Consider the following 18,977-nt stretch of genomic DNA (forward strand, 5'->3'; position numbering starts at 1 on the left):
TTCGAACACGTGGCAGGCGGGTGGTTACGGCCGTATGACGGTGGAGTGGACCTGCTCAGGGGCCTTTGATCTGGGTACGCTCCCCGCCGTCAGGGCAGCCGAGCCGAGGAGATCGAGTCCCGTGCCGGAAACACAAGATCAGCAGAAGTTCGTTTACGACTTCACCGAGGGCAACAAGGATCTCAAAGACCTGCTCGGCGGTAAGGGAGCCAATCTCGCCGAGATGACCAATCTCGGTCTCCCCGTGCCACCGGGCTTCACCATTACCACCGAGGCATGCAAGGTCTACCTCGACAGCGGTGAGGAACCCGCGGCCCTGCGCGACGAGGTGAGTGCGCACCTCGACGCCCTCGAAGCGAAGATGGGCAAGAAACTCGGCCAGGCGGACGACCCCCTCCTCGTATCCGTACGCTCCGGCGCCAAGTTCTCGATGCCCGGCATGATGGACACCGTCCTCAACATCGGCCTCTCGGACCAGTCCGTGGCCGGGCTCGCCGCGCAGGCGGGTGACGACCGGTTCGCCTGGGACTCCTACCGGCGCCTCATCCAGATGTTCGGCAAGACCGTGCTCGGCGTGGACGGCGACCTCTTCGAGGAGGCCATCGAGGACGCCAAGCAGGCCAAGGGCGTCACCGTGGACGTGGACCTCGACGCCGCGGACCTGAAAAAGCTGGTCGGCGAGTTCAAGAACATCGTCGCCAAGGAGACCGGCCGGGGCTTCCCGCAGGAGCCGCGCGAGCAGATGGACCTCGCCGTACGGGCCGTGTTCGACTCCTGGAACGGCGACCGCGCCAAGCTCTACCGCCGCCAGGAGCGCATCCCCCACGACCTCGGCACCGCGGTCAACATCTGCTCCATGGTCTTCGGCAACCTCGGCCCCGACTCGGGCACCGGCGTCGCCTTCACCCGCGACCCGGCCAGCGGCCACCAGGGCGTCTACGGCGACTACCTGCAGAACGCCCAGGGCGAGGACGTGGTCGCGGGCATCCGCAACACGGTCCCGCTGGCCGACCTCGAGAGGATCGACCAGCAGTCCTACGACCAGCTCATCCAGATCATGGAAACCCTCGAGACGCACTACAAGGACCTGTGCGACATCGAGTTCACCATCGAGCGCGGCAAGCTGTGGATGCTGCAGACCCGGGTCGGCAAGCGCACCGCCGGGGCCGCCTTCCGCATCGCCACCCAGCTCGTCGACCAGGGGCTGATCGACGAGGCCGAGGCGCTGCGCCGGGTCACCGGGGCGCAGCTCGCCCAGCTGATGTTCCCGCGCTTCGACCACGAGGTGGCCTCCGGCGACACCGTCCAGAAGATCGGGCGGGGCATCGCCGCGTCCCCGGGAGCCGCCGTCGGCAAGGCCGTCTTCGACTCGTACACCGCCGTCAAGTGGTCGCGCTCGGGCGAGAAGGTCATTCTCATCCGCCGCGAGACCAATCCCGACGACCTCGACGGCATGATCGCCGCGGAGGGCATCCTGACCTCGCGCGGCGGCAAGACCTCACACGCCGCCGTCGTCGCCCGCGGCATGGGCAAGACCTGTGTGTGCGGCGCCGAGGAGCTCGAAGTCGACACCAAGCGGCGCCGGATGACGGTGTCCGGCCGGGACGGCATCGTCATCGAGGAGGGCGACGTCGTCTCGATCGACGGCTCCTCCGGCAAGGTCTACCTCGGCGAGGTCCCGGTGGTGCCCTCGCCGGTCGTGGAGTACTTCGAGGGCCGGATGCACGCGGGCGCCGACGACGCGGACGAGCTGGTCGGCGCGGTGCACCGGATCATGGCGTACGCGGACCGGGTGCGCCGCCTGCGCGTACGGGCCAACGCGGACAACGCCGAGGACGCCGCCCGCGCCCGGCGGTTCGGCGCCCAGGGCATCGGGCTGTGCCGCACCGAGCACATGTTCCTCGGCGAGCGGCGCGAGATGGTCGAGCGGCTGATCCTCGCCCACACCGACGAGGAGCGGGATACGGCGCTCGCCGGGCTGCTGCCGCTGCAGCGGGACGACTTCGTCGAGCTCTTCGAGGCGATGGACGGGCTGCCCGTCACTGTCCGGCTGCTCGACCCGCCGCTGCACGAGTTCCTGCCCGACATCACCGAGCTGTCGGTGCGCGTCGCGCTCGCCGAGTCCCGCAAGGACCACAACGAGAACGACCTGCGGCTGCTGCAGGCCGTGCACCGGCTCCATGAGCAGAACCCGATGCTGGGCCTGCGCGGCGTACGGCTCGGCCTGGTCATCCCCGGCCTGTTCGCCATGCAGGTACGGGCCATCGCCGAGGCCGCCGCCGAGCGCCGCAACGCCAAGGCCGACCCGCGGGCCGAAATCATGATTCCGCTGGTCGGCACGGTCCAGGAGCTGGAGATCGTCCGCGAGGAGGCCGAGCGGGTCATCGCGGAGGTCGAGCAGGCCCGCGGCGTGGACCTCAAGCTCACCCTCGGCACCATGATCGAGCTGCCGCGCGCCGCACTGACCGCCGCCCAGATCGCCGAGTCCGCCGACTTCTTCTCCTTCGGCACCAACGACCTCACCCAGACCGTCTGGGGCTTCTCCCGCGACGACGTCGAGGCCAGCTTCTTCACCGCCTACCTGGAGAAGGGCATCTTCGGCGTCAGCCCGTTCGAGACCATCGACAAGGACGGCGTCGGCGCCCTCGTCCGCGACGCCGCCCAAGCCGGTCGCGCCACCCGCCCCGACCTCAAGCTGGGCATCTGCGGCGAGCACGGCGGCGACCCGGAGTCCGTCCACTTCTTCCACGAGGTGGGCCTGGACTACGTCTCCTGCTCCCCGTTCCGCATCCCCGTGGCCCGCCTGGAGGCGGGCCGAGCGGCGGCGAACGGCCGGTAGAGCCACCAGCCGACAAGACCACCGGAGCCGGCGCCGGGAAACACCCACCCTCATCCCCGGCAGCGGCTCCGGATCTCAAAGGGGGCGGCACCTTGTGCGGAGGTGCCGCCCCCTTCTTTTGCTACCTGCTGACGTGTGGCAGATGTGATTGTGTCGCCATGCGTCAGGAGCGGTAGAACCGTTCGGTCGGCCGCCATGGTTCGGGCAGTGGGGGCAGCTTGTCGAACGACGGGAGTGGAACCCGCTCGGCCCGGGACGCCGCGTCGTCGCCGATCTCGCCGACGGCAGCCGTAAGGTCCTCGGCGACCCCGGCCGGGGTCCACTGGTGCCCGTCCCACTCCTGGATGCCGCGAGGAGCGTCCGGGGCGACGTGGGAACCCTGCTCCGGCTGGTCGCCGAGCGGGGCGAGCCGCCGCTCGCCGCGCGTGGGGCGACGCCGGTCACGGCGTGCCGCCCACTCCTCAAGGGACTCGTCGTCGTCCATGCGGGATGCTCCCTTCTCGTCGGCTCCGCCCAGTCTGCCGCGTCGTCATCGACGGCCCGGCGCAGGGCGGGGGCCAGGTGGCCGGGGTCGGTGAGACAGCGGTCGGGGCCGAGCGGGATCCGCCAGTGCGTCCGGTGCTCGGGCCCCCATGCGGCGGGTGGTACGCCGAGGAGGGTGCTTTCGTCGGCAAGTTCGGTGAGGACGCGGATCTGGCGCAGGCACCAGCTACGGGCCGTGCCGATGCCGATCAGCCAGTAGGTCTTGCCGTAGGTGTCGTCCTGGATCACCGCGCCCGAGTCGCGCCCGAGCAGCTCCAGGGCGCGGTCCGCGACGGCGGTGGGCGCGGAGACGGCATCCCACCATCTGCCCACCGGTAAGGGCTCGATGTCCTCGGTGTTCGGCGGTGTCCACGGCAGAGTCTTGGTCGTCATGGTCGGCCCCGTGCACGGTCTGTGTTCTGACCGTCACATCGTGCCGACCTGGCGAGGCGTCATGTTGCACAGAACTGTGCAATTTCAAGGCGATTGTCCGTGCTACAGGCCGATCCAGCCGGCGAACTCGGCCAGCTCGCTGCCGCGCGACCGCTCACGCGACCGCAGGGCGATGACCGTCTCGCGGGTCGTGGGGTGGTACCGCGTCTGCTGCGGTGCCGTCCGGCGCGCCTTCTGCAGGCAGTAGAGTGCCTGGGCCGAACCCCCGGTCCATACGTTGGCCCTGCTCAGGTCCAGCCAGTGATGCCCTGCCCGAGACCGGTCCCAGCGCTTGGGGAACCGTACGTCGTCCGCCAGTTGGACCGCCTGGTCGTACTCCTCCAGGTCGCAGGCGATCGCGATGGCGTGGACGCCGACGTTCGTCGGACCCCAGCCCACGCCGTAGGCCGAGGTCTCGCCGGTTCGTTGGGCCAGTTCGCGGGCCTCGGTCACGCGGGCCTCGACCTGGTCGGGGTCCTTCATCCGACCGGCGATCACGGCCGCCCGGAGCTGAAGGACACCGGCCATCGCGGCGAGGCCGTGCGGGCTCCGTGCGCCCTGGCCTTCCAGGTCCCGGAGGGTGCTGTCCACGATGCGCATGCCCAGGTCGTATCGGCTGGAGGAGAGGGTGGTCTGGGCGCGCAGGTAGCCGTACATGGCGGCGAGGCCCGGCTCGTCGGCGCGCGGCGCCGCCCAGTCCAGCCGTTGCAGGGCCACGGTGGCCAGGTCCACGTATCCGAAGGACCAGGCCAGCGTGAAGACGCACCGGAACGCCCAGGCCAGGCATTCATGGGCCTGCCGCCGCTCCTCGCCGCCGGTGGTGTGTACGGCCTGCACGCATTCGTCGATGAGCGCTGGGAGGTCGACAGCCATGGGCAGGTACTCGGCCTGCCGCCGCTGCACCAGGACCTTCTCCATATCGGCGCGGATTAACGTGACCGGGCGGGCCGGGACCTGCCAGTCGAGGGGGATGTCCCAGTTCTCCATGCTGACCCGGATGGGCTGTATGACCTCGTCGAGCCGCTCGCGCCGAAGCTCCTGGGTATACGGCTGGCCGAGGAGGTCCGAGGTGGTCACGCTGAGCGCGCGTGCGCAGGCCGCGATGAGGGAGGGCGAGGCGGGCCGCTGGCCGCACTCGACCTTCGACAGCAGGGACTTCGAGACGTTGGCGCGCATGGCCAGACCTTGCTGGGTCAGATCGCGTTCGCGGCGGGTGCGAGCGATGCGTGCGCCGGTGTGTTCCTCGATGCTTTGCGGCATGCTGAACTCCGTTCTGGCCTCGACACTCAGAACGGTACCCGCGCCCCGCTCCGCCGGTACGGCTGATCGGCGCCCATTTCGGTGAGGGCCGTCGTGCCTCCTTGACACGACGGGACCGACGCGGGTGCGGGTCGCCCGTCACCGATGTCCCCGCACGGCGAAGCATCATCGCGACCGCGGAACTCAAAGGGGGCGGCACCTTGTGCGGAGGTGCCGCCCCCTCTCACTCCCCCCACGGGAGCTGTTGCCGCGCGCATCGGCTACGTGCGGCAACACAAGTGCCCAGTCGCCGTAACGTACTCGTCACCCCCCACGGGAACGAGCAAACTGGCTCTGAGCACCGCCTGTTGAATTCCGGACGGCCCCCGGAAGTGTTTACCGGCGGCCCCCGGTTTTCCTGGGGAACAGCTTTCCTCTTCCGGCGTCCGCGCCGCTCCCCGTTTCACATCTGGCCAAAAGGGCGTGGTGACTGACCGTGCCAGCGTGCATACTCAACGGTGATCGGGGGGCGGTCGCAATGTCACGTGTGGGGGTCTGGTGCTCCGTGTTCATTTCAGTGAACTCGATCTGGCCCGGCTGCGGATGGCGGTCCGACCGGACGCGCTCTGGGAAACCGTTTTAAGTTTCCATCGGCTGCGGGAGAACCGGGCGGAGTCCGTATACGGAAAATGGCGTTCGGAGGCGCGAAACCGACTCAACGGCGAAGCGCGGCTACTCGCGCCGCTCATTCCCTCGCGCGGCTATTTCCCGGACTTCCTGACCCCCGCGGAAGGGGTAATCGGTTGCGACGCCGCGATGTCCGCGCTGCGCGCCATCCCGGGGGAGCGGCTGAACGCGGAGCTCGCAGGGCTTCCGGCGGCCCGGGCGCTTCCGGGGTGGATACGGGATCTGGGGGAGGGCGAACGAAAGCCGCTGGACCGGCTGATCAGCACGCTGCGTGCCTACCACCAGGCCGCCGTCGCGCCGTACTGGCCGCATATACAGGCCCGGATCGAGGCCGACCGGGTGGCCCGCGGCCGTGCCCTGCTGGACGGGGGTGCCGATGGGCTGCTGGCCTCGCTGCCGGCGACGATGCGGTGGCGGGCGCCGGTGCTGGAGGTCGACTATCCGGTGGACCGCGATCTGCGGCTGCGCGGGCGGGGGTTGCTGCTGCTGCCGTCGTTCTTCTGCCGGGGGACGCCGGTGACCTTCCGGAACCCGGATCTGACGCCCGTACTGGTCTACCCCGTCGAACACGCCCCGTGCGGCCTTCCGCTCCGCCCCGGGCAGCGGCCCGCCCTCGCGTCGGGGTCCGGGTCCGGGGTCGGGTCCGGGGTCGGGTCCGCGTCCGGGCACGGGCCCGCCCGGACGCTCGGCAAGCTGGTCGGGCAGACCCGCTCGGCGGTGCTGCTGGAGGTCGGCGGCGGCTGTACGACCAGTGAACTCGCCCGCCGGGTGGGCGTATCGCTGGCCTCGGCCAGTCAGCACGCCAGTGTGCTGCGCGAGGCGGGCCTGGTGCACACCCTGCGTCAGGGCAGCGCCGTCCTGCACACGCTGACGCCGCTGGGGGCGGCGCTGCTGCGCGGCGGGGCGCCCGGAGAGCGCGTCTTCGGCTCACCGGCGCAGCTCCCGCCGGTCGCCACGAGCGGGCGGGGGCCGTCCGGGCGCGGATGAGGCTTTCCGGCCCGACCGTACTGTGGGTTGTGCTCGGTGGGCTCAGGGGCGGTAGAGACCGGCCCGGAAGGTGAACGAGACGAGTTGCGCTCGATCACGTGCGCCGACCTTCGTCATGGCCCGCACCGCATGCGTCTTCACGGTGAACGGCGACACGGACATCTGGGCCGCGATCTCCTCGTTGCCGAGACCGCTCGCGACGAGAACGACCACGTCCCGCTCCCTGGGGGTCAGAGCGTCGAAGCGTCGCAGCAGTTCCCGGTCGATCACTGGGGGCGGGCTGACGGTCATATGACCGATGAGCGCGGCCGTCGCGGCGGCCGACAGCGCACCGCCACCGCGGACGACCTCACTGATTCCGGCGACGAGTTCAGCAGGGCTCACGGTCTTGCTCAGGAAGCCGTTGGCGCCCGCGCGAAGGGCGGCGAGAACGATGTCGTCCTGGTCGAAAGTGGTCAGCACGATCACCCGCAGCTCTTCGGGCGGGTGCTCCTTGCGGATCCGGCGGGTGGCTTCGACACCGTCGATGCCGGGCATCCGGATGTCCATCAGGACCAGGTCGACGGGGTGGTCCCGGAGGAAGGGGAGGACCTGGAGTCCATCGGAGAGATCACCCGCCACAACCAGACTCGGGTCGAGCGCAAGCATCGTCCGGATGCCGGCCCTCATGTCGTCCTGGTCGTCGACGATCAGAATCCGGGTCATCAGACGACGGCTCCCAGGGGGCTGAACTCCGCGTGGACCCGGAATCGTCCGTCGTCACCGTCGATCGTCAGCCGCCCGCTGGAGGACTCGACGCGTTCGCGCATCCCGACGAGTCCCAGTCCGCTGCCCGAGCCAGAGCCGCGGAGGGAATGACCGACCCGGTTCTCCACGGTGACGCAGATCCTGCCCTCGCGCTCGCGCACCTCCACCGTTGCCGTCCCCTCCCCATGCCGGTAGGCATTCGTGAGTGCTTCCTGAACGACCCGGTAGACCGTCACGCCGACGCTGGGCTCCACGAAACCGGCGGGGAGGTCGATGGAGGGTTGGACGTCGAGGCCGATGCTCTCGAAAGAGGCGATCAGTCCTTCCAGGCCGCTCAGCGACGGAGTCGGCCGGAGCGCCTCGCCGTCGGAAGTGTCGTCTCCGAGGCGGAGGAGCGCGAGGATCCGTTGCGTCTCGACGACGACGGTGCGAGCGCTGGACCTGGCCGAGACGAGGGCCTGCCGGGACGATTCGGCGTCCTCGGGCAGCCCGATTTCCGCGGCACCGAGATGCAGGCTCAGCATCGCCACCTGGTGGCCGATGACGTCGTGGAGGTCTCGTGCGATGCGGAGTCGTTCTTCGGTCACTCGTCGAGTGGCTTCGATCTCGCGGGTGGCGATGGCGCTTTCGGCCCGCTCCTCCAAGATCCACCAGTGGTCTCGATGGATGCGGAGCGCGGCCCCTGTCGCACCTCCCGCTATGGCCGAGAAGAGGGCGGCGGCTCCCACGATCGCGCCGCCACGAAATCCTCCCAACGTCATGAACGCCCCCAGGAAGAACGCCGCCACGATGCCGGTTCCGGCCAGCGGCTGCTTTCCCCTGAGAGTGACCGAGAACAGCACGAGCACCGCCATCATCCACACCGACAGCGGGTCGTGGCCCACCGCCGTGACGGCGAAGGACGCCGCGCTCGTGACGACCAGACCTGCCCACGGCTTCCACCAGGAGAGGGCGACACCGCCACCGGCGAGGAGGACCGAGAGGGCCGTCGGCCCATCCGAGCCCCTCACTACCACTGCCACGATCTGACCGGTGAAGACCAGCGCGGCCACTGCATAGGCGACTCGGTGCAGCGCCTCGGGGCGGCGGACCCACAGCGGTGCTGCGGGCCCGTCCGGACTGTTCTGCGCCTTGACCATGCCCTGATTCTCGTTCACGTGTGCCGCGGCCGTGTACTTCGAACGATGTAGACGGCGGACCTGATTCCGCCGGTGGAGACGGCAGAACTCATTCGATCGAAGCGGATGGCAGAACTACTTCGATCGAAGTACACCGCGCCTGCCGAGACCGCTGAGACTCCTCATCGAGGCGACCGCCTCACATCATCACGATCACAACGGGACACCCGATGACTCAGACCACCGTAACTCCGGACACGACCACGACGGCGCCCTCCGGGCTCCGATCGCTCTACCTGATCCGAGTCGCCTTCTCCCTGATCTGGGTGGCACTCGTCCTCACGACCTCCGCCTCGCTCGTGTCGAGGGACAGGCCCACAGTGATCGCGGCCCTGCTGCTCATCGTCTACCCCCTGTGGGACGTCATCGCCACGCTCCTGGAGCGGCGGATGGCCGCCATCGGCTCCACGAACCGCGTCAGTACGATCAACATGGCCCTTGGCCTCGCCACCACCGCCGGAATGATCATCGCCGTCTTCTCCACCATCGGGACGGCCCTTCTCGTGTTCGGCATCTGGGCCCTCCTTTCCGGAGCGATCCAGCTCGTCGTAGCGATCCGACGCCGGCGCACCGTCGGCGCCCAGTGGCCCATGCTGATCAGCGGCGGACAGTCCGTCCTCGCCGGTGCCACCGTCGCCGCCACGTCCGCCTCGGCGACGAGCGGCCTGTCCACCGTCGCCGGCTACTCGGCCTTCGGTGCCTTCTGGTTCCTTGTCTCCGTCATCGCCCTGAGCGTCCGCGGGCGACGCGACGCCGCCGCCCGCAGCCGCTTGGCGTAGCCCGACCGCTGAGAGCGGCAGGGGAAGAGGCCGTTCAAGATCGGCTAGGCCTTTCGGCCCTCGGCCATCGCGTGGTCCTCCGCCGTCCCCGGTGTGGCCCCGGCGGCGAGTTCGCCCGTGGCCACCTTGCTGTGCCGGCGGCCCCAGCACAGGTAGATCAGCAGTCCGGCCGCCATCCAGCCCAGGAACCGGGCCCAGGTGATCAGCGGCAGATTGCCCACCAGCAGCAGGCACAGCAGCACCGCGACGGCGGGGACGACCGGCACCCACGGGGTGCGGAAGCCGCGTCGCAGATCGGGGCGGGAGCGGCGCAGGTAGACCACGCCGACGCAGACGACGATGAAGGAGGTCAGCATGCCGATGTTGCCCAGCTCGGCGAGGTCCCCGATGGGCAGCACCGCCGTCATGAACGCGACCAGCAGCCCGAGGGTCCAGGTGATCCGGCGCGGGCTGCGGGTGACCGGGTGGACGTGGGAGAACCACTCGGGCAGCAGCCGGTCGCGGCTCATCGCGAGGAAGACCCGGCTCTGCCCGAGCAGCATGATCATCACGACCGTGGTCAGCCCGCAGATCGCGCCGATGCCCACGATCCGCACCGCCCAGTCCGCGCCCGCCGCCTTGAGGGCACCGGTGATGGGGGCGGCGTTGTCCAGCTTGGAGTAGTGCTGCATCCCGGTCACGGTCAGGGCGACGGCGACGTAGAGCACGGCGCAGACGGCGACGGTGGACAGCAGCGCGATGGGCAGGGTGCGCTGCGGCCGCTTGGCCTCCTCGGCGTTGCTGGCCATGATGTCGAAGCCGGAGTACGCGCCGAAGACGATCGCGCCGCCGGTCAGGATCCCGGCCATGCCGAACGTGGCGTCCGCGCCAAGACCGGCCCAGCCCAGCAGCGGCTGCTCCCACATGTCGCCGTCGCCGCCCACCGGTTGGGACGCCGGGATGAACGGCGACCAGTTGGCCGCGTCGATGTGCGTCACCCCGATCGCGAGGAAGATGACGATGGCCACGAGCTTGACCACCGTCATCGCCGTGTTGATCCGGGAGGTGGTGCGCACCCCGGAGGCCAGGACGGCGGTGAGCACCAGGATGACCAGCACCGCCGGGATGTTGACGGCGGCGTCCGGGCCGGAGACGGAGGCCGGGAGGTGGAGATCGAAGGTCGCCAGGAAGTCGGTGACGTACTGCGACCAGCCGCTGGCCACCGCGCCCGCGCCCATCGTCATGTCGAGGATCAGGTCCCAGCCGATGAGCCAGGCCACCAGCTCCCCGAGCGAGACATAGGCGAAGGTGTAGGCGCTGCCCGCCACCGGGACGGTGCTGGCGAACTCCATGTAGCACAGCGCGACCAGGGCCGTGGCCACCGCGCCGATGCTGTAGGAGATCGCGATGCTCGGCCCGGCGTAGTTCGCGGCCGCGGTGCCGGTCAGCACGAAGATGCCCGCGCCGATGGTGACGCCGATGCCCATGAGGGTCAGCTGGAGCGGGCCCAGGGCGCGGGCCAGCCGCGTTTCGGGGCTCGCGGCGTCCTCGATGGTGGCTTCGATGGATTTGTTGCGCATGGCGGTGGTCACTCCTTCGCTGGGCCCGTTGCGCGACACGGCGGACGACGACGCCCTGAGCAGGACGGCTGCGCCGTGAGCGGGACGACTACGCCCTGAGCAGCACTCCGGGGAGGCGCTCGGCCAGTCGCTCGTAGTCGGAGACGGTGTTGTAGAGATGGGCCGAGAGCCGCAGGAAGCCCCGGCCATCCCAGGAGGTGATCGCGGTCTCGCAGCCGGTGTCGGCCGCGATCGCGCGCTGCAGCACATGGGAGGCTTCGTGGTCGGCTGCGAGACCGGCGGGCAGCGGGACCAGCCGCATCGCCGGGGCCTCGCTGCCCCCGACGGCGGTCAGGTCCGCGCCCAGGGCGTCGGCCAGCAGCCCCTGGGCCACCTCGGCGAGCTTGGACATCCGCTCCCGGGCGGCGTCCCAGCCGTACGTCTCCTCGATGAACTCCAGCGAGCGCGGCGCCGCGAGCCAGGCGGTGAGGTCCAAGGTGCCCTGGACGTCGAAGCGTTGCGGGAAGGGGTCCGGGGTGCCCCACGAGTCGGTGAGCGGCCACAGGTCCTGGGCGTCGGGCCCGCGCGCGACCAGCGCCGCCGTACCGCGCGGCGCACAGCACCACTTGTGCAGATTCCCGACCCAGAAGTCGGCCGCCCCGGCCAGGCCGACCGGATCGGCCAGCATGCCGGGCGCGTGCGCACCGTCGACCAGGACCTTCGCCCCGACGGCGTGGGCGAGCCGGGCGATCTCCGCCACGGGGAAGAGCCGGGCGGTGGCGGAGGTGATCTGGTCGACGACCACCAGCGCGGTGGCCTCGCTCAGCGCCCCCTCGACGACCGCCGCGATCTCCTCGGCGGTCGCCTCCAGCGGGATGTGCAGCGTCCGCACCCGGGCCCCGGCCCGCTCGGCGGCCCGTGACGTGCCCATCGCCACCGCGCCGTAGGTGTGATCGGTCAGCAGCACCTCGGCGCCGGGCGGCAGGGCAAGGCAGCCCAGTACGGTGCTCACCCCGGCGCTGGCGTTGGCCACCAGGGCGGTGTGATCCGGGGGGACCCGCAGAAACCGCGCCACGGCGGCCCGCGCCCGGCCCACCCGCTCGGGCAGCTCGCGGAACCACGCGTCCGGGTTGGTCTCCATCTCCTCGCGCAGCGCCCGCTGGGCGTCCTGAACGGTGCGCGGCACGGCGCCGAACGAGCCGTGGTTGAGATGGACGACCGAGGGATCGAGTGTCCAGTGCGACGGAGCGGCGGCCATGGGTCCCTTCCTGGTTGACTGAGGGGAGGTGAGCGGGTGGTCCGACGTGAGCGAGTGGTTCGACGACTTGTCCGATGACTTCGTCAAGCCTCCGGGAACCGTAGAGGGATCACGCCAGTCTGACCAGGCCCTTGACGTAAAATGGGCGTAACGAAGTCGGCCGGTAGCATGGAGTCATCTAATGACTCGGCCGGGTGGTCAGGAATGGGTGGCCATGAACGGGTGGCCAGAACCGGGTGGGCAGGAAGGGGTGGCCGGATGGCCGCGACCGATGAGGCGGCGGACGGGCTGCGCGCCATGATCGCGGGGGGTGAGCTGGCGCCCGGCCAGCAGCTCCCCGCCGAGCCCGAACTCTGCGCGCGGCTCGGCGTCTCGCGAGGCTCGCTGCGCGAGGCCGTTCGCTCGCTCGCCGCCCTCGGGATGCTGGAGTCCCGCCACGGCGCCGGCACCTTCGTATCGGCGCTGCGCCCCGGGCAGATGCTGGCCGGGTTCGCCGCCACCGTGGACGTCCTGCCGCTCGATGGGCTGCTGGAGCTGTTCGACGTCCGCCGCCCCCTGGAGGCCCAGGCCGCCGCGCTGGCCGCCGCCCGCGCCGACGAGCAGGTTCTCGCCCGGCTGCGCGAGGTGCAGAAGCGGCTGGCCACCTCCGAGGACGAGGCGGAACGGCATGCGCTGGACCGGGAGTTCCACTCCACCCTCTGCCGGGCCGGCGGCAATGAGGCGCTGGCCGCCCTCGCCGATGTGCTGCGCGCCCGGGGCAGTCACTACAGCATCTACGGCGCCCCCGAGGCCGACACCATCCGGCTGGCCAGCGACCTCGGCCATGAGGCGCTGATCAACGCCGTGGCCGCCCGCGATCCGGCGGCCGCCGCCGCGGCCGCCACCTCGCATCTGTCCCAGACCGAGGTCTGGCTTCGGCGGTACGGCCCGGCCCCGGACGGCGGCCCGGCCCACTGATCAGCGTGTCAGTCGTCGATACCGCTGCGCTCGACGCCCGCGACGATATGGCGCTGGAGGACGAGAAAGACCACCAGCAGCGGCACGATCGACACCGCCGCCGCCACGAACAACTCATGGATGTTGACGGTCTGGGCGGTGGTGAACGTCGAGAGCGCCACCTGCACCGTCCACGCGTCCCGGTCCTGGCCGATGACCAGCGGCCACAGGAAGGAGTTCCAGGCGCCGATGAAGACGATCGTGCCGACCGCCGCGAACACCGGCCGGGAGTTCGGCACCACGACCCGCCAGTACGTGCGCCAGTAGCCAAGACCGTCCACCCGCGCCGCGTCCTCCAGCTCCCGGGGAAACCCGAGGAAGTACTGGCGGAAGATGAACGCCGCGACCGCGCTGAACAGCGTGGGCACCACCAGACCGCGCAGGGTGGACACCCACCCGAGCGAGCTGACCAGAACAAAGCTGGGCACGAAGGTGACCGCCGCCGGGACCATCAAGGTGCCCAGGATCCAGTAGAAGACCACATTGGCGTAGGCGTACGGGATGCGGGCCAGGCCGTATCCGGCGAGCGAGGCCAGCAGCAGGGTGCCCACGGTGGTGAGGACCGCGATCAGCGAGGAGTTGAGCAGCGCGTGCGCCATCGGCACATTCGGGTCGTCGAACAACTCGCGGATGTTGGACCAGTGCAGCTCGCTCGGGAAGAACCGCCACTCCGGCGAGGTGATGTCCGCCTCGCTCGACAGACCGTTGCGCAGCAGGAGATAGAAGGGGATCAGGAAGAGCAGCGCGAGCGCGAGCAGCAGCACCAGCCGCACGGCGCGCCCCACGCCGACGAGGGCGTCCCGGACATCGCGCGTGTTCGGGGGGACGCCCGGGCGAGTGCTTGGGGCATTGCTGGGGCGATTGCCCGGGGAAGCGCCACGGGGAGTGCGCATCAGTCCTCCTTCCGGCCCAGCCCGAACCAGCGGGCCTGCACCACCGTCACCACGGCGATGATCAGCGCCAGGATCACCGCGCCCGCACTGCCCAGGCCCAGGTTCTGCCCCTGGCCCAGCGCCGTGTAGTAGAGGTAGACCAGCGGCGGGCGGGCATACGGCGGATAGCCGCGCGAGTCCGACAGCAGGTTGTAGAACTCGTCGAACGCCTGGAACGCGTTGATCACCAGCAGCAGCACCACCGCGACCGAGGTCGCCCGCAGCTGCGGAAAGGTGATGTACCGGAACACCTGCCACCCCGGCCGCGCCCCGTCCACGGCCGCCGCCTCGTAGAGCCGAGGCGAGATGCGCTGCAGCCCGGCCAGGAACAGCACCATGTAGAACCCCGCCTGCAGCCACAGCCGTACGGTCACGATGACCAGCCAGTACCAGGGCGGGTCTGTGGTCGACAGCCAGGCGATCTGATCGGCGCCGAACCAGTCCAGCACAGTGTTGGCCAGCCCGAAGCGCACCCCGTTGAAGATCGACATCTTCCAGATCAGCGCCGCCACCACATACGAGCACGCCACCGGCAGGAAGAACACCGACCGGAAGAACGCCTGCGCCCAGCGCAGCCGGTTGACCATCAGCGCGAGCGCGAGCGAGAGCACATAGGTCGCCGGGACGATGAACGCCGTGAAGACCAGGAAGGTCACCAGGCTGCCGGTGAACGCGTCGTCGCCCAGCATCGCCGTGTAGTTGTCGAAGCCGACGAAGTCCGTGGGCGACACGGTGTTGTGCGCGTCGAAGAAGCTGAGATACACGCTCCAGGCCAGCGGGACATAGGTGAAGAGGGTCAGCCCCAGGACGAAGGGGCCGACGAATATCCAGAACCACAGATGGCGGTTCTGCGGGCCCAGCAGCTTGCGTGTCAGTGTGGTGGTCAGCGGCCCCCGCATCAGTTCTTCTTCTGCACGCGCCGCAGCTCGGCCTCGGTCTTGCGGACCACCGACCGCAGCTCGCCGTCCGGGTCGGCGCCGCCCTTGATGATCCGGCTCAGCGCGTCCTGGTAGGCCGTCCTGCTCGCCGAGGTCCACAGCAGCGGCTCGGCATGGCCGTGGTCGGTGACGTAGCGCACCGCCTCACCGGCCGCGCCCTGCCGCAGCTTGGCCGCCTTCGTGGCCAGCGAGATCCGGGCGGGGATGTGGAAGCCGTAGCGGAGCGCGAAGTCCTCCTGGTAGTTGGTCCGCTCCACCCACAGCCACTTCACGTACGCCTTCGCCACCGCCTTGTGCCGGGACCGGGCGCTGACCGCCGCCCCGTACGCGCCGACCGGCACCGCGGGCGCGCCGTGCGCCCCGTCCTGCGGGAAGGGCAGCACCCCGAAGTCGTCCCCCAGCGCCTTCCTCACCTGCGGCAGCGCCCACAGCCCGGACCACTGCATGGCGGTGAGCCCCTGGGTGAACGCGGCCGGATCCGACCAGTCGGAGGGTGCCCCGAGCAGCAGCGACTTCTCGGCGTAGAGCTGACGCAGCTTGCCGAGCGTCCGGGCGGCGGCCGGGTCGTCGAAGCCGACCTTGCCGTCCTCGGTGACCAGCGTGAGCCCGGCGGCGTTGAGCGGGGTGCCGCCGAGGACGCCGGGCCCGCCGTCGTTGCCCAGGAAGAGCCCCTTGACGTCCCTGGTGGTGAGCTTCTTCGCCGCGTCGATCAGCGCGTCGAGGGAGCGCGGCGGCTCCACCCCGGCGTCCTCCAGCATGCTCTTGCGGTAGTAGAACAACTGGGTGTCGATGACCTGCGGAATGGCCCAGATCTTGCCCTGATACGTCTTCGGGGCGAGCACGGCCGGGTTGAAGTCGTCCTTGGCCTCGCTGAGGAGATCGGTGAGGTCGACCACCTGACCGCCCTGGATCTGGTCCAGCGTCGGGCCGTTGACCTCGAAGACATCCGGGCCGGACTTCGTGAGCAGCGCGGCGGCGGTCTGCTGGTCGTAGGCGCCCGGCCGCCACTGCACCTGGACGTTGGCCTGGTCGAACGCGTCGGCGTAGCGCCTGACGGCCTGTTCGGTGCCGGGCTCGCCGTACTGGTGGTACCACTGCTCGATCACGGGCTGGCCGGCGTGGTCCTCGCCGTCCCGCCCGGTGTTCGACCCGCAGGCGGAGGCCAGCGCCCCCGTCAGGGCCAGCCCTCCGCCCGCACCCAGCAGCCTTCGGCGACTCATGGACATTGGCGTGCGCCCCCTCGTCTCCCGGTCTCCTTACGACCCAACGATCAACGATGGAGGCGGATTACGACAGAGGTGTTGCGAAGGGATGTCACTTTTCGGTATCGGAATGTGACGCTGAGTCGACGCCGGTGCCGGCGTCGAGTTCGTCGAAGACGCGCTGGGCGGTGGCGAAGGCCGAGTTGGCCGCCGGGACACCGCAGTAGATCGCGGACTGCAGCAGCACCTCGCCGATCTCCTCCCGGGTCAGCCCGTTGGTGAGCGCGGCCCGGATGTGCATGGCCAGCTCGGCGTCATGGCCGTGGGCGATCAGCGCGGTGAGGGTGATACAGCTGCGGGTCCGCCGGTCCAGACGGTCGCCGGCCCAGATCTCGCCCCATGCGTAGCGGGTGATGAAGTCCTGGAAGCGGGCGGTGAACGGGGTCGTCCGGGCCACCGCGCGATCCACATGCGCGTCCCCGAGGACGGCCCGGCGCACCGCCATCCCGGCGGCGTGGCGGGAGGCGTCGTCACCCGGCCGCGCCGGCGCTGTGCTGGTGAGGTGGGCGAGCAGCGCCGCAGTCACCGGCTCCGGGCGCTCGACCCCCGCCAGATGGGCCGCCCCGGCGATCTCCAGCAGACTCGCGCCGGGCACCGCGTCCGCGATCCGGCGGGCGTGCGCGGGCGGGGTCGCGGGGTCGTCGCGACCGGCCACGACGAGGGTGGGTGCCGTGATCTTCTCCAGGTCGGCCGTCATGTCGTACGCCGCGAGAACGTCGCAGCAGGCGGCGTAGCCCGCCCGGTCCGTGGCGCGCAGATCCTCGATCAGCGCGGCGCCGGCGGGCGACTGGGCGAAGCGGTGCGAGAACCACGTGCCCGGACGGCTCGCCACCATCGCCTCCGTCCCCTCGGCCCGTACCAGTGCGGCCCGCTCACGCCAGACGGCGGGGTCCCCGAAGCGGGCCGAGGAGCAGACGACGGAGAGACAGCCGACCCGGTCGGGGTGGTGGGCGGCGAGGTGCAGCCCGACCGCGCCGCCGATCGAGATGCCCGCGTACGCGAACCGCTCCCACCCCTGATCGTCGGCGAGCCGCAGCACGAGGGCGGCGAGCGCGTCGATGGTGGCCGAGCCGTCGGAAGGCAACAGCGCGGCGGGGGAGCCGCCGTGGCCTGGCAGATCCCAGCGCAGGACCCGGTGTTCACGGGCGAGCGCGCGAAGCTGCGGCTCCCAGACGGCGAGGGAGGTGCCGATGGAGGGGCCGAGGATGAGGGGCGGGGCGGTGGGGGGGCCGGTGAGGTCGTGGTGCAGTCGGTTGTCGCTCACGTGTTGCTCCGGTCGGTGGGTGTGTGCGGGTGCGTGGGCGGCTGCGGCGGGGTGGGGAAGTGCCGCCGGAGGCGTTTCGCATCGCGCCCCAGCGCACGGTCGACCAGGCCCGGGGCCGCACCCAGGTACGTGCCCGGGTCCGCCAGCTCGCGCAGACGGTCCGGCGGCAGCGCACCCGCCAGCGCCTCGGCCAGCCCCACGCCCCCCTCCGCGACGCGCCGCGACGCCTCGGTCAGCAGTTCCTTCGCACGGGCGCGGCCGACCACCTCCGCCAGCTCGGCCGCGATCCGCTCGCTCACGACCAGACCATCCGTCAGCCGCAGATGCTCGGCCATCCGCTCGGAAAACACCTTCAGACCGGACGTCAGCTCCGCCGCGTCCCGGGCGGAGCCCCCCGCGAGCCGCAAGAGCTCCCGTAGCGTCTGCCACTCGGCGTGCCAGGCCCCGCCCGGCCGTTCGTCCTCCGCGGCCAGCGCACCCAGCAGGGTGGCGGCGAGCCCCGGGGCCTGACGGGCGGCAGCGGCCATCAGCGTGGCGCGTACGGGGTTCGATTTATGCGGCATCGCCGACGATCCGCCACCCGCCCCCTCGGCCACCTCGCCGATCTCCGTCCGCGAGAGCACCAGCACATCCGCCGCCACCTTCCCCAGCGCCCCCACGGTGAAGGCGAGCGCCGAGCCCAGGTCGGCGACGGGGGTGCGCAGGGTGTGCCAGGGCAGATCGGGTTCGGCCAGCCCGGTCGCCTCGGCGAAGCGCGCCAGCAGCCCGACCCCCTCCCCGAAGGACGCCAACGTGCCTGCCGCACCGCCCAGTTGGGCGGGTGGCCGCAGCGCCGCGAGCCGGTCACGGGCGTCCAGGACCAGCGCCCGCCAGCCCGCCGCCTTCAGCCCGAAGGTGGTGGGCACGGCGTGCTGGGTCAGGGTACGGCCGGGCATCGGGGTGTCGCGATGCGCGGCGGCGAGCCGCGCCAGCTCCGCCGCCGTACGGTCCAGATCGGCCACGATCAGCGGCAGCGCACGCGAGGCCACCAGCATCGTGGCCGTGTCCACGATGTCCTGGCTGGTCGCGCCCCGGTGGACATACGGCGCGGCCTCGCCGTCCGTATCGGCCACCGCCGCCGTGAGATCGGCGACCAGCGGGATGACCGGGTTGCCCCCGGAGCGGGCGCGCACTGCCAGATCGCGTACGTCGTACAGCTCGACGCGGGCCGCGCCCGCCACCGCCTCCGCCGCCCCGGACGGCGCCACCACGCGCGCCAGCGCGGCCTCCGCGTCCAGCATGGCCTGCACAAACGCGGTGTCGCCCGTGACGGCCTCCACCGCGGACCCGGCCCGCACCGGGGACAGCAGCCCCACGTCATGGCTGTCCGAAGGACGAGA

Annotated in this window: 15 protein-coding genes; 4 read left to right on the forward strand and 11 right to left on the reverse strand. The window is 70.8% G+C overall.

All coding sequences use genetic code 11. The annotated features are described in order from the left end of the window. Positions 1–121: 121 nt before the first annotated feature. The gene (ppdK, locus tag ACFYOY_RS39470; protein WP_351882626.1) at positions 122–2,839 is read left to right on the forward strand and encodes a pyruvate, phosphate dikinase; all 2,718 of its coding nucleotides are present in this window, start codon (positions 122–124) and stop codon (positions 2,837–2,839) included. Positions 2,840–3,002: 163 nt separating this feature from the next. On the opposite strand, the gene ACFYOY_RS39475 is transcribed toward ppdK, so the two are convergent. After that, positions 3,003–3,323 carry a DUF6087 family protein gene (locus ACFYOY_RS39475; RefSeq protein ID WP_351882628.1) on the reverse strand — a complete coding sequence of 107 codons (321 nt, stop codon included), beginning with the start codon at positions 3,321–3,323 and terminating at the stop codon, positions 3,003–3,005. Positions 3,324–3,856: 533 nt separating this feature from the next. Then, positions 3,857–5,053: a helix-turn-helix domain-containing protein gene (locus tag ACFYOY_RS39480; RefSeq protein WP_388592480.1), complete on the reverse strand. Its 1,197-nt coding sequence runs from the start codon at positions 5,051–5,053 to the stop codon at positions 3,857–3,859. A 537-nt stretch (positions 5,054–5,590) separates the two neighbouring features. Between ACFYOY_RS39480 and ACFYOY_RS39485 the strand changes: the two genes are divergently transcribed. After that, positions 5,591–6,706 carry a helix-turn-helix domain-containing protein gene (locus tag ACFYOY_RS39485; RefSeq protein WP_351882632.1) on the forward strand — a complete coding sequence of 372 codons (1,116 nt, stop codon included), beginning with the start codon at positions 5,591–5,593 and terminating at the stop codon, positions 6,704–6,706. Positions 6,707–6,748: 42 nt separating this feature from the next. On the opposite strand, the gene ACFYOY_RS39490 is transcribed toward ACFYOY_RS39485, so the two are convergent. Continuing rightward, entirely contained in the window at positions 6,749–7,411 is a 663-nt protein-coding gene (locus ACFYOY_RS39490) for a response regulator transcription factor (protein ID WP_351882634.1), read from the reverse strand. Then, positions 7,411–8,610 carry a histidine kinase gene (locus ACFYOY_RS39495; protein ID WP_351882636.1) on the reverse strand — a complete coding sequence of 400 codons (1,200 nt, stop codon included), beginning with the start codon at positions 8,608–8,610 and terminating at the stop codon, positions 7,411–7,413. The genes ACFYOY_RS39490 and ACFYOY_RS39495 overlap by 1 nt, the downstream gene beginning before the upstream one ends. A 191-nt stretch (positions 8,611–8,801) precedes the next feature. On the opposite strand from ACFYOY_RS39495, the gene ACFYOY_RS39500 reads away from it, so the two are divergent. Beyond that, positions 8,802–9,410, forward strand: a complete 609-nt coding sequence (locus ACFYOY_RS39500) for a DUF308 domain-containing protein (RefSeq protein ID WP_351882638.1) — start codon at positions 8,802–8,804, stop codon at positions 9,408–9,410. Between the two features lie 44 nt (positions 9,411–9,454). On the opposite strand, the gene ACFYOY_RS39505 is transcribed toward ACFYOY_RS39500, so the two are convergent. Together ACFYOY_RS39505 and ACFYOY_RS39510 are read right to left on the reverse strand one after the other, a co-directional pair. Beyond that, entirely contained in the window at positions 9,455–10,969 is a 1,515-nt protein-coding gene (locus tag ACFYOY_RS39505) for an amino acid permease (protein ID WP_351882640.1), read from the reverse strand. A gap of 88 nt (positions 10,970–11,057) precedes the next feature. Beyond that, a complete protein-coding gene (locus tag ACFYOY_RS39510) occupies positions 11,058–12,206 on the reverse strand; it encodes an aminotransferase class V-fold PLP-dependent enzyme (RefSeq protein ID WP_388592484.1) in 1,149 nt (382 codons plus the stop codon). Positions 12,207–12,464: 258 nt separating this feature from the next. Between ACFYOY_RS39510 and ACFYOY_RS39515 the strand changes: the two genes are divergently transcribed. Further along, complete coding sequence (locus ACFYOY_RS39515; protein ID WP_351882644.1) at positions 12,465–13,163, forward strand: FCD domain-containing protein; 699 nt, start codon at positions 12,465–12,467, stop codon at positions 13,161–13,163. An 8-nt stretch (positions 13,164–13,171) separates the two neighbouring features. Here the strand turns inward: ACFYOY_RS39515 and ACFYOY_RS39520 are convergent, their stop codons facing one another. The 5 genes from ACFYOY_RS39520 to pcaB form a co-directional block, all read right to left on the reverse strand. Next, the gene (locus ACFYOY_RS39520) at positions 13,172–14,095 is read right to left on the reverse strand and encodes a carbohydrate ABC transporter permease (RefSeq protein ID WP_351882646.1); all 924 of its coding nucleotides are present in this window, start codon (positions 14,093–14,095) and stop codon (positions 13,172–13,174) included. Beyond that, positions 14,095–15,033 carry a carbohydrate ABC transporter permease gene (locus ACFYOY_RS39525; protein WP_137965667.1) on the reverse strand — a complete coding sequence of 313 codons (939 nt, stop codon included), beginning with the start codon at positions 15,031–15,033 and terminating at the stop codon, positions 14,095–14,097. Before ACFYOY_RS39525 ends, ACFYOY_RS39520 begins: the two co-directional genes overlap by 1 nt. Further along, entirely contained in the window at positions 15,033–16,298 is a 1,266-nt protein-coding gene (locus ACFYOY_RS39530) for a sugar ABC transporter substrate-binding protein (protein ID WP_351882650.1), read from the reverse strand. The genes ACFYOY_RS39525 and ACFYOY_RS39530 overlap by 1 nt, the downstream gene beginning before the upstream one ends. Before the next feature lie 88 nt (positions 16,299–16,386). Further along, the gene (gene pcaC / locus ACFYOY_RS39535; protein WP_351882652.1) at positions 16,387–17,598 is read right to left on the reverse strand and encodes a 4-carboxymuconolactone decarboxylase; all 1,212 of its coding nucleotides are present in this window, start codon (positions 17,596–17,598) and stop codon (positions 16,387–16,389) included. Next, complete coding sequence (gene pcaB / locus ACFYOY_RS39540) at positions 17,595–18,953, reverse strand: 3-carboxy-cis,cis-muconate cycloisomerase (protein WP_388592490.1); 1,359 nt, start codon at positions 18,951–18,953, stop codon at positions 17,595–17,597. The genes pcaC and pcaB overlap by 4 nt, the downstream gene beginning before the upstream one ends. Positions 18,954–18,977: the final 24 nt, after the last annotated feature.

Source organism: Streptomyces sp. NPDC007875 (genome assembly GCF_042868035.1).
GTDB lineage: Bacteria > Actinomycetota > Actinomycetes > Streptomycetales > Streptomycetaceae > Streptomyces > Streptomyces antimycoticus.

What these genes read in the sequence shown, in the direction of transcription:
- ACFYOY_RS39475 (WP_351882628.1), bottom strand. Translation starts at nt 3,323, where the DNA reads ATGGACGACGACGAGTCCCTTGAGGAGTGGGCGGCACGCCGTGACCGG.
- ACFYOY_RS39480 (WP_388592480.1), bottom strand. Translation starts at nt 5,053, where the DNA reads ATGCCGCAAAGCATCGAGGAACACACCGGCGCACGCATCGCTCGCACC.
- ACFYOY_RS39490 (WP_351882634.1), bottom strand. Translation starts at nt 7,411, where the DNA reads ATGACCCGGATTCTGATCGTCGACGACCAGGACGACATGAGGGCCGGC.
- ACFYOY_RS39500 (WP_351882638.1), top strand. Translation starts at nt 8,802, where the DNA reads ATGACTCAGACCACCGTAACTCCGGACACGACCACGACGGCGCCCTCC.
- ACFYOY_RS39505 (WP_351882640.1), bottom strand. Translation starts at nt 10,969, where the DNA reads ATGCGCAACAAATCCATCGAAGCCACCATCGAGGACGCCGCGAGCCCC.
- ACFYOY_RS39510 (WP_388592484.1), bottom strand. Translation starts at nt 12,206, where the DNA reads ATGGCCGCCGCTCCGTCGCACTGGACACTCGATCCCTCGGTCGTCCAT.
- ACFYOY_RS39515 (WP_351882644.1), top strand. Translation starts at nt 12,465, where the DNA reads ATGGCCGCGACCGATGAGGCGGCGGACGGGCTGCGCGCCATGATCGCG.
- ACFYOY_RS39520 (WP_351882646.1), bottom strand. Translation starts at nt 14,095, where the DNA reads ATGCGCACTCCCCGTGGCGCTTCCCCGGGCAATCGCCCCAGCAATGCC.
- ACFYOY_RS39525 (WP_137965667.1), bottom strand. Translation starts at nt 15,033, where the DNA reads ATGCGGGGGCCGCTGACCACCACACTGACACGCAAGCTGCTGGGCCCG.
- ACFYOY_RS39530 (WP_351882650.1), bottom strand. Translation starts at nt 16,298, where the DNA reads ATGTCCATGAGTCGCCGAAGGCTGCTGGGTGCGGGCGGAGGGCTGGCC.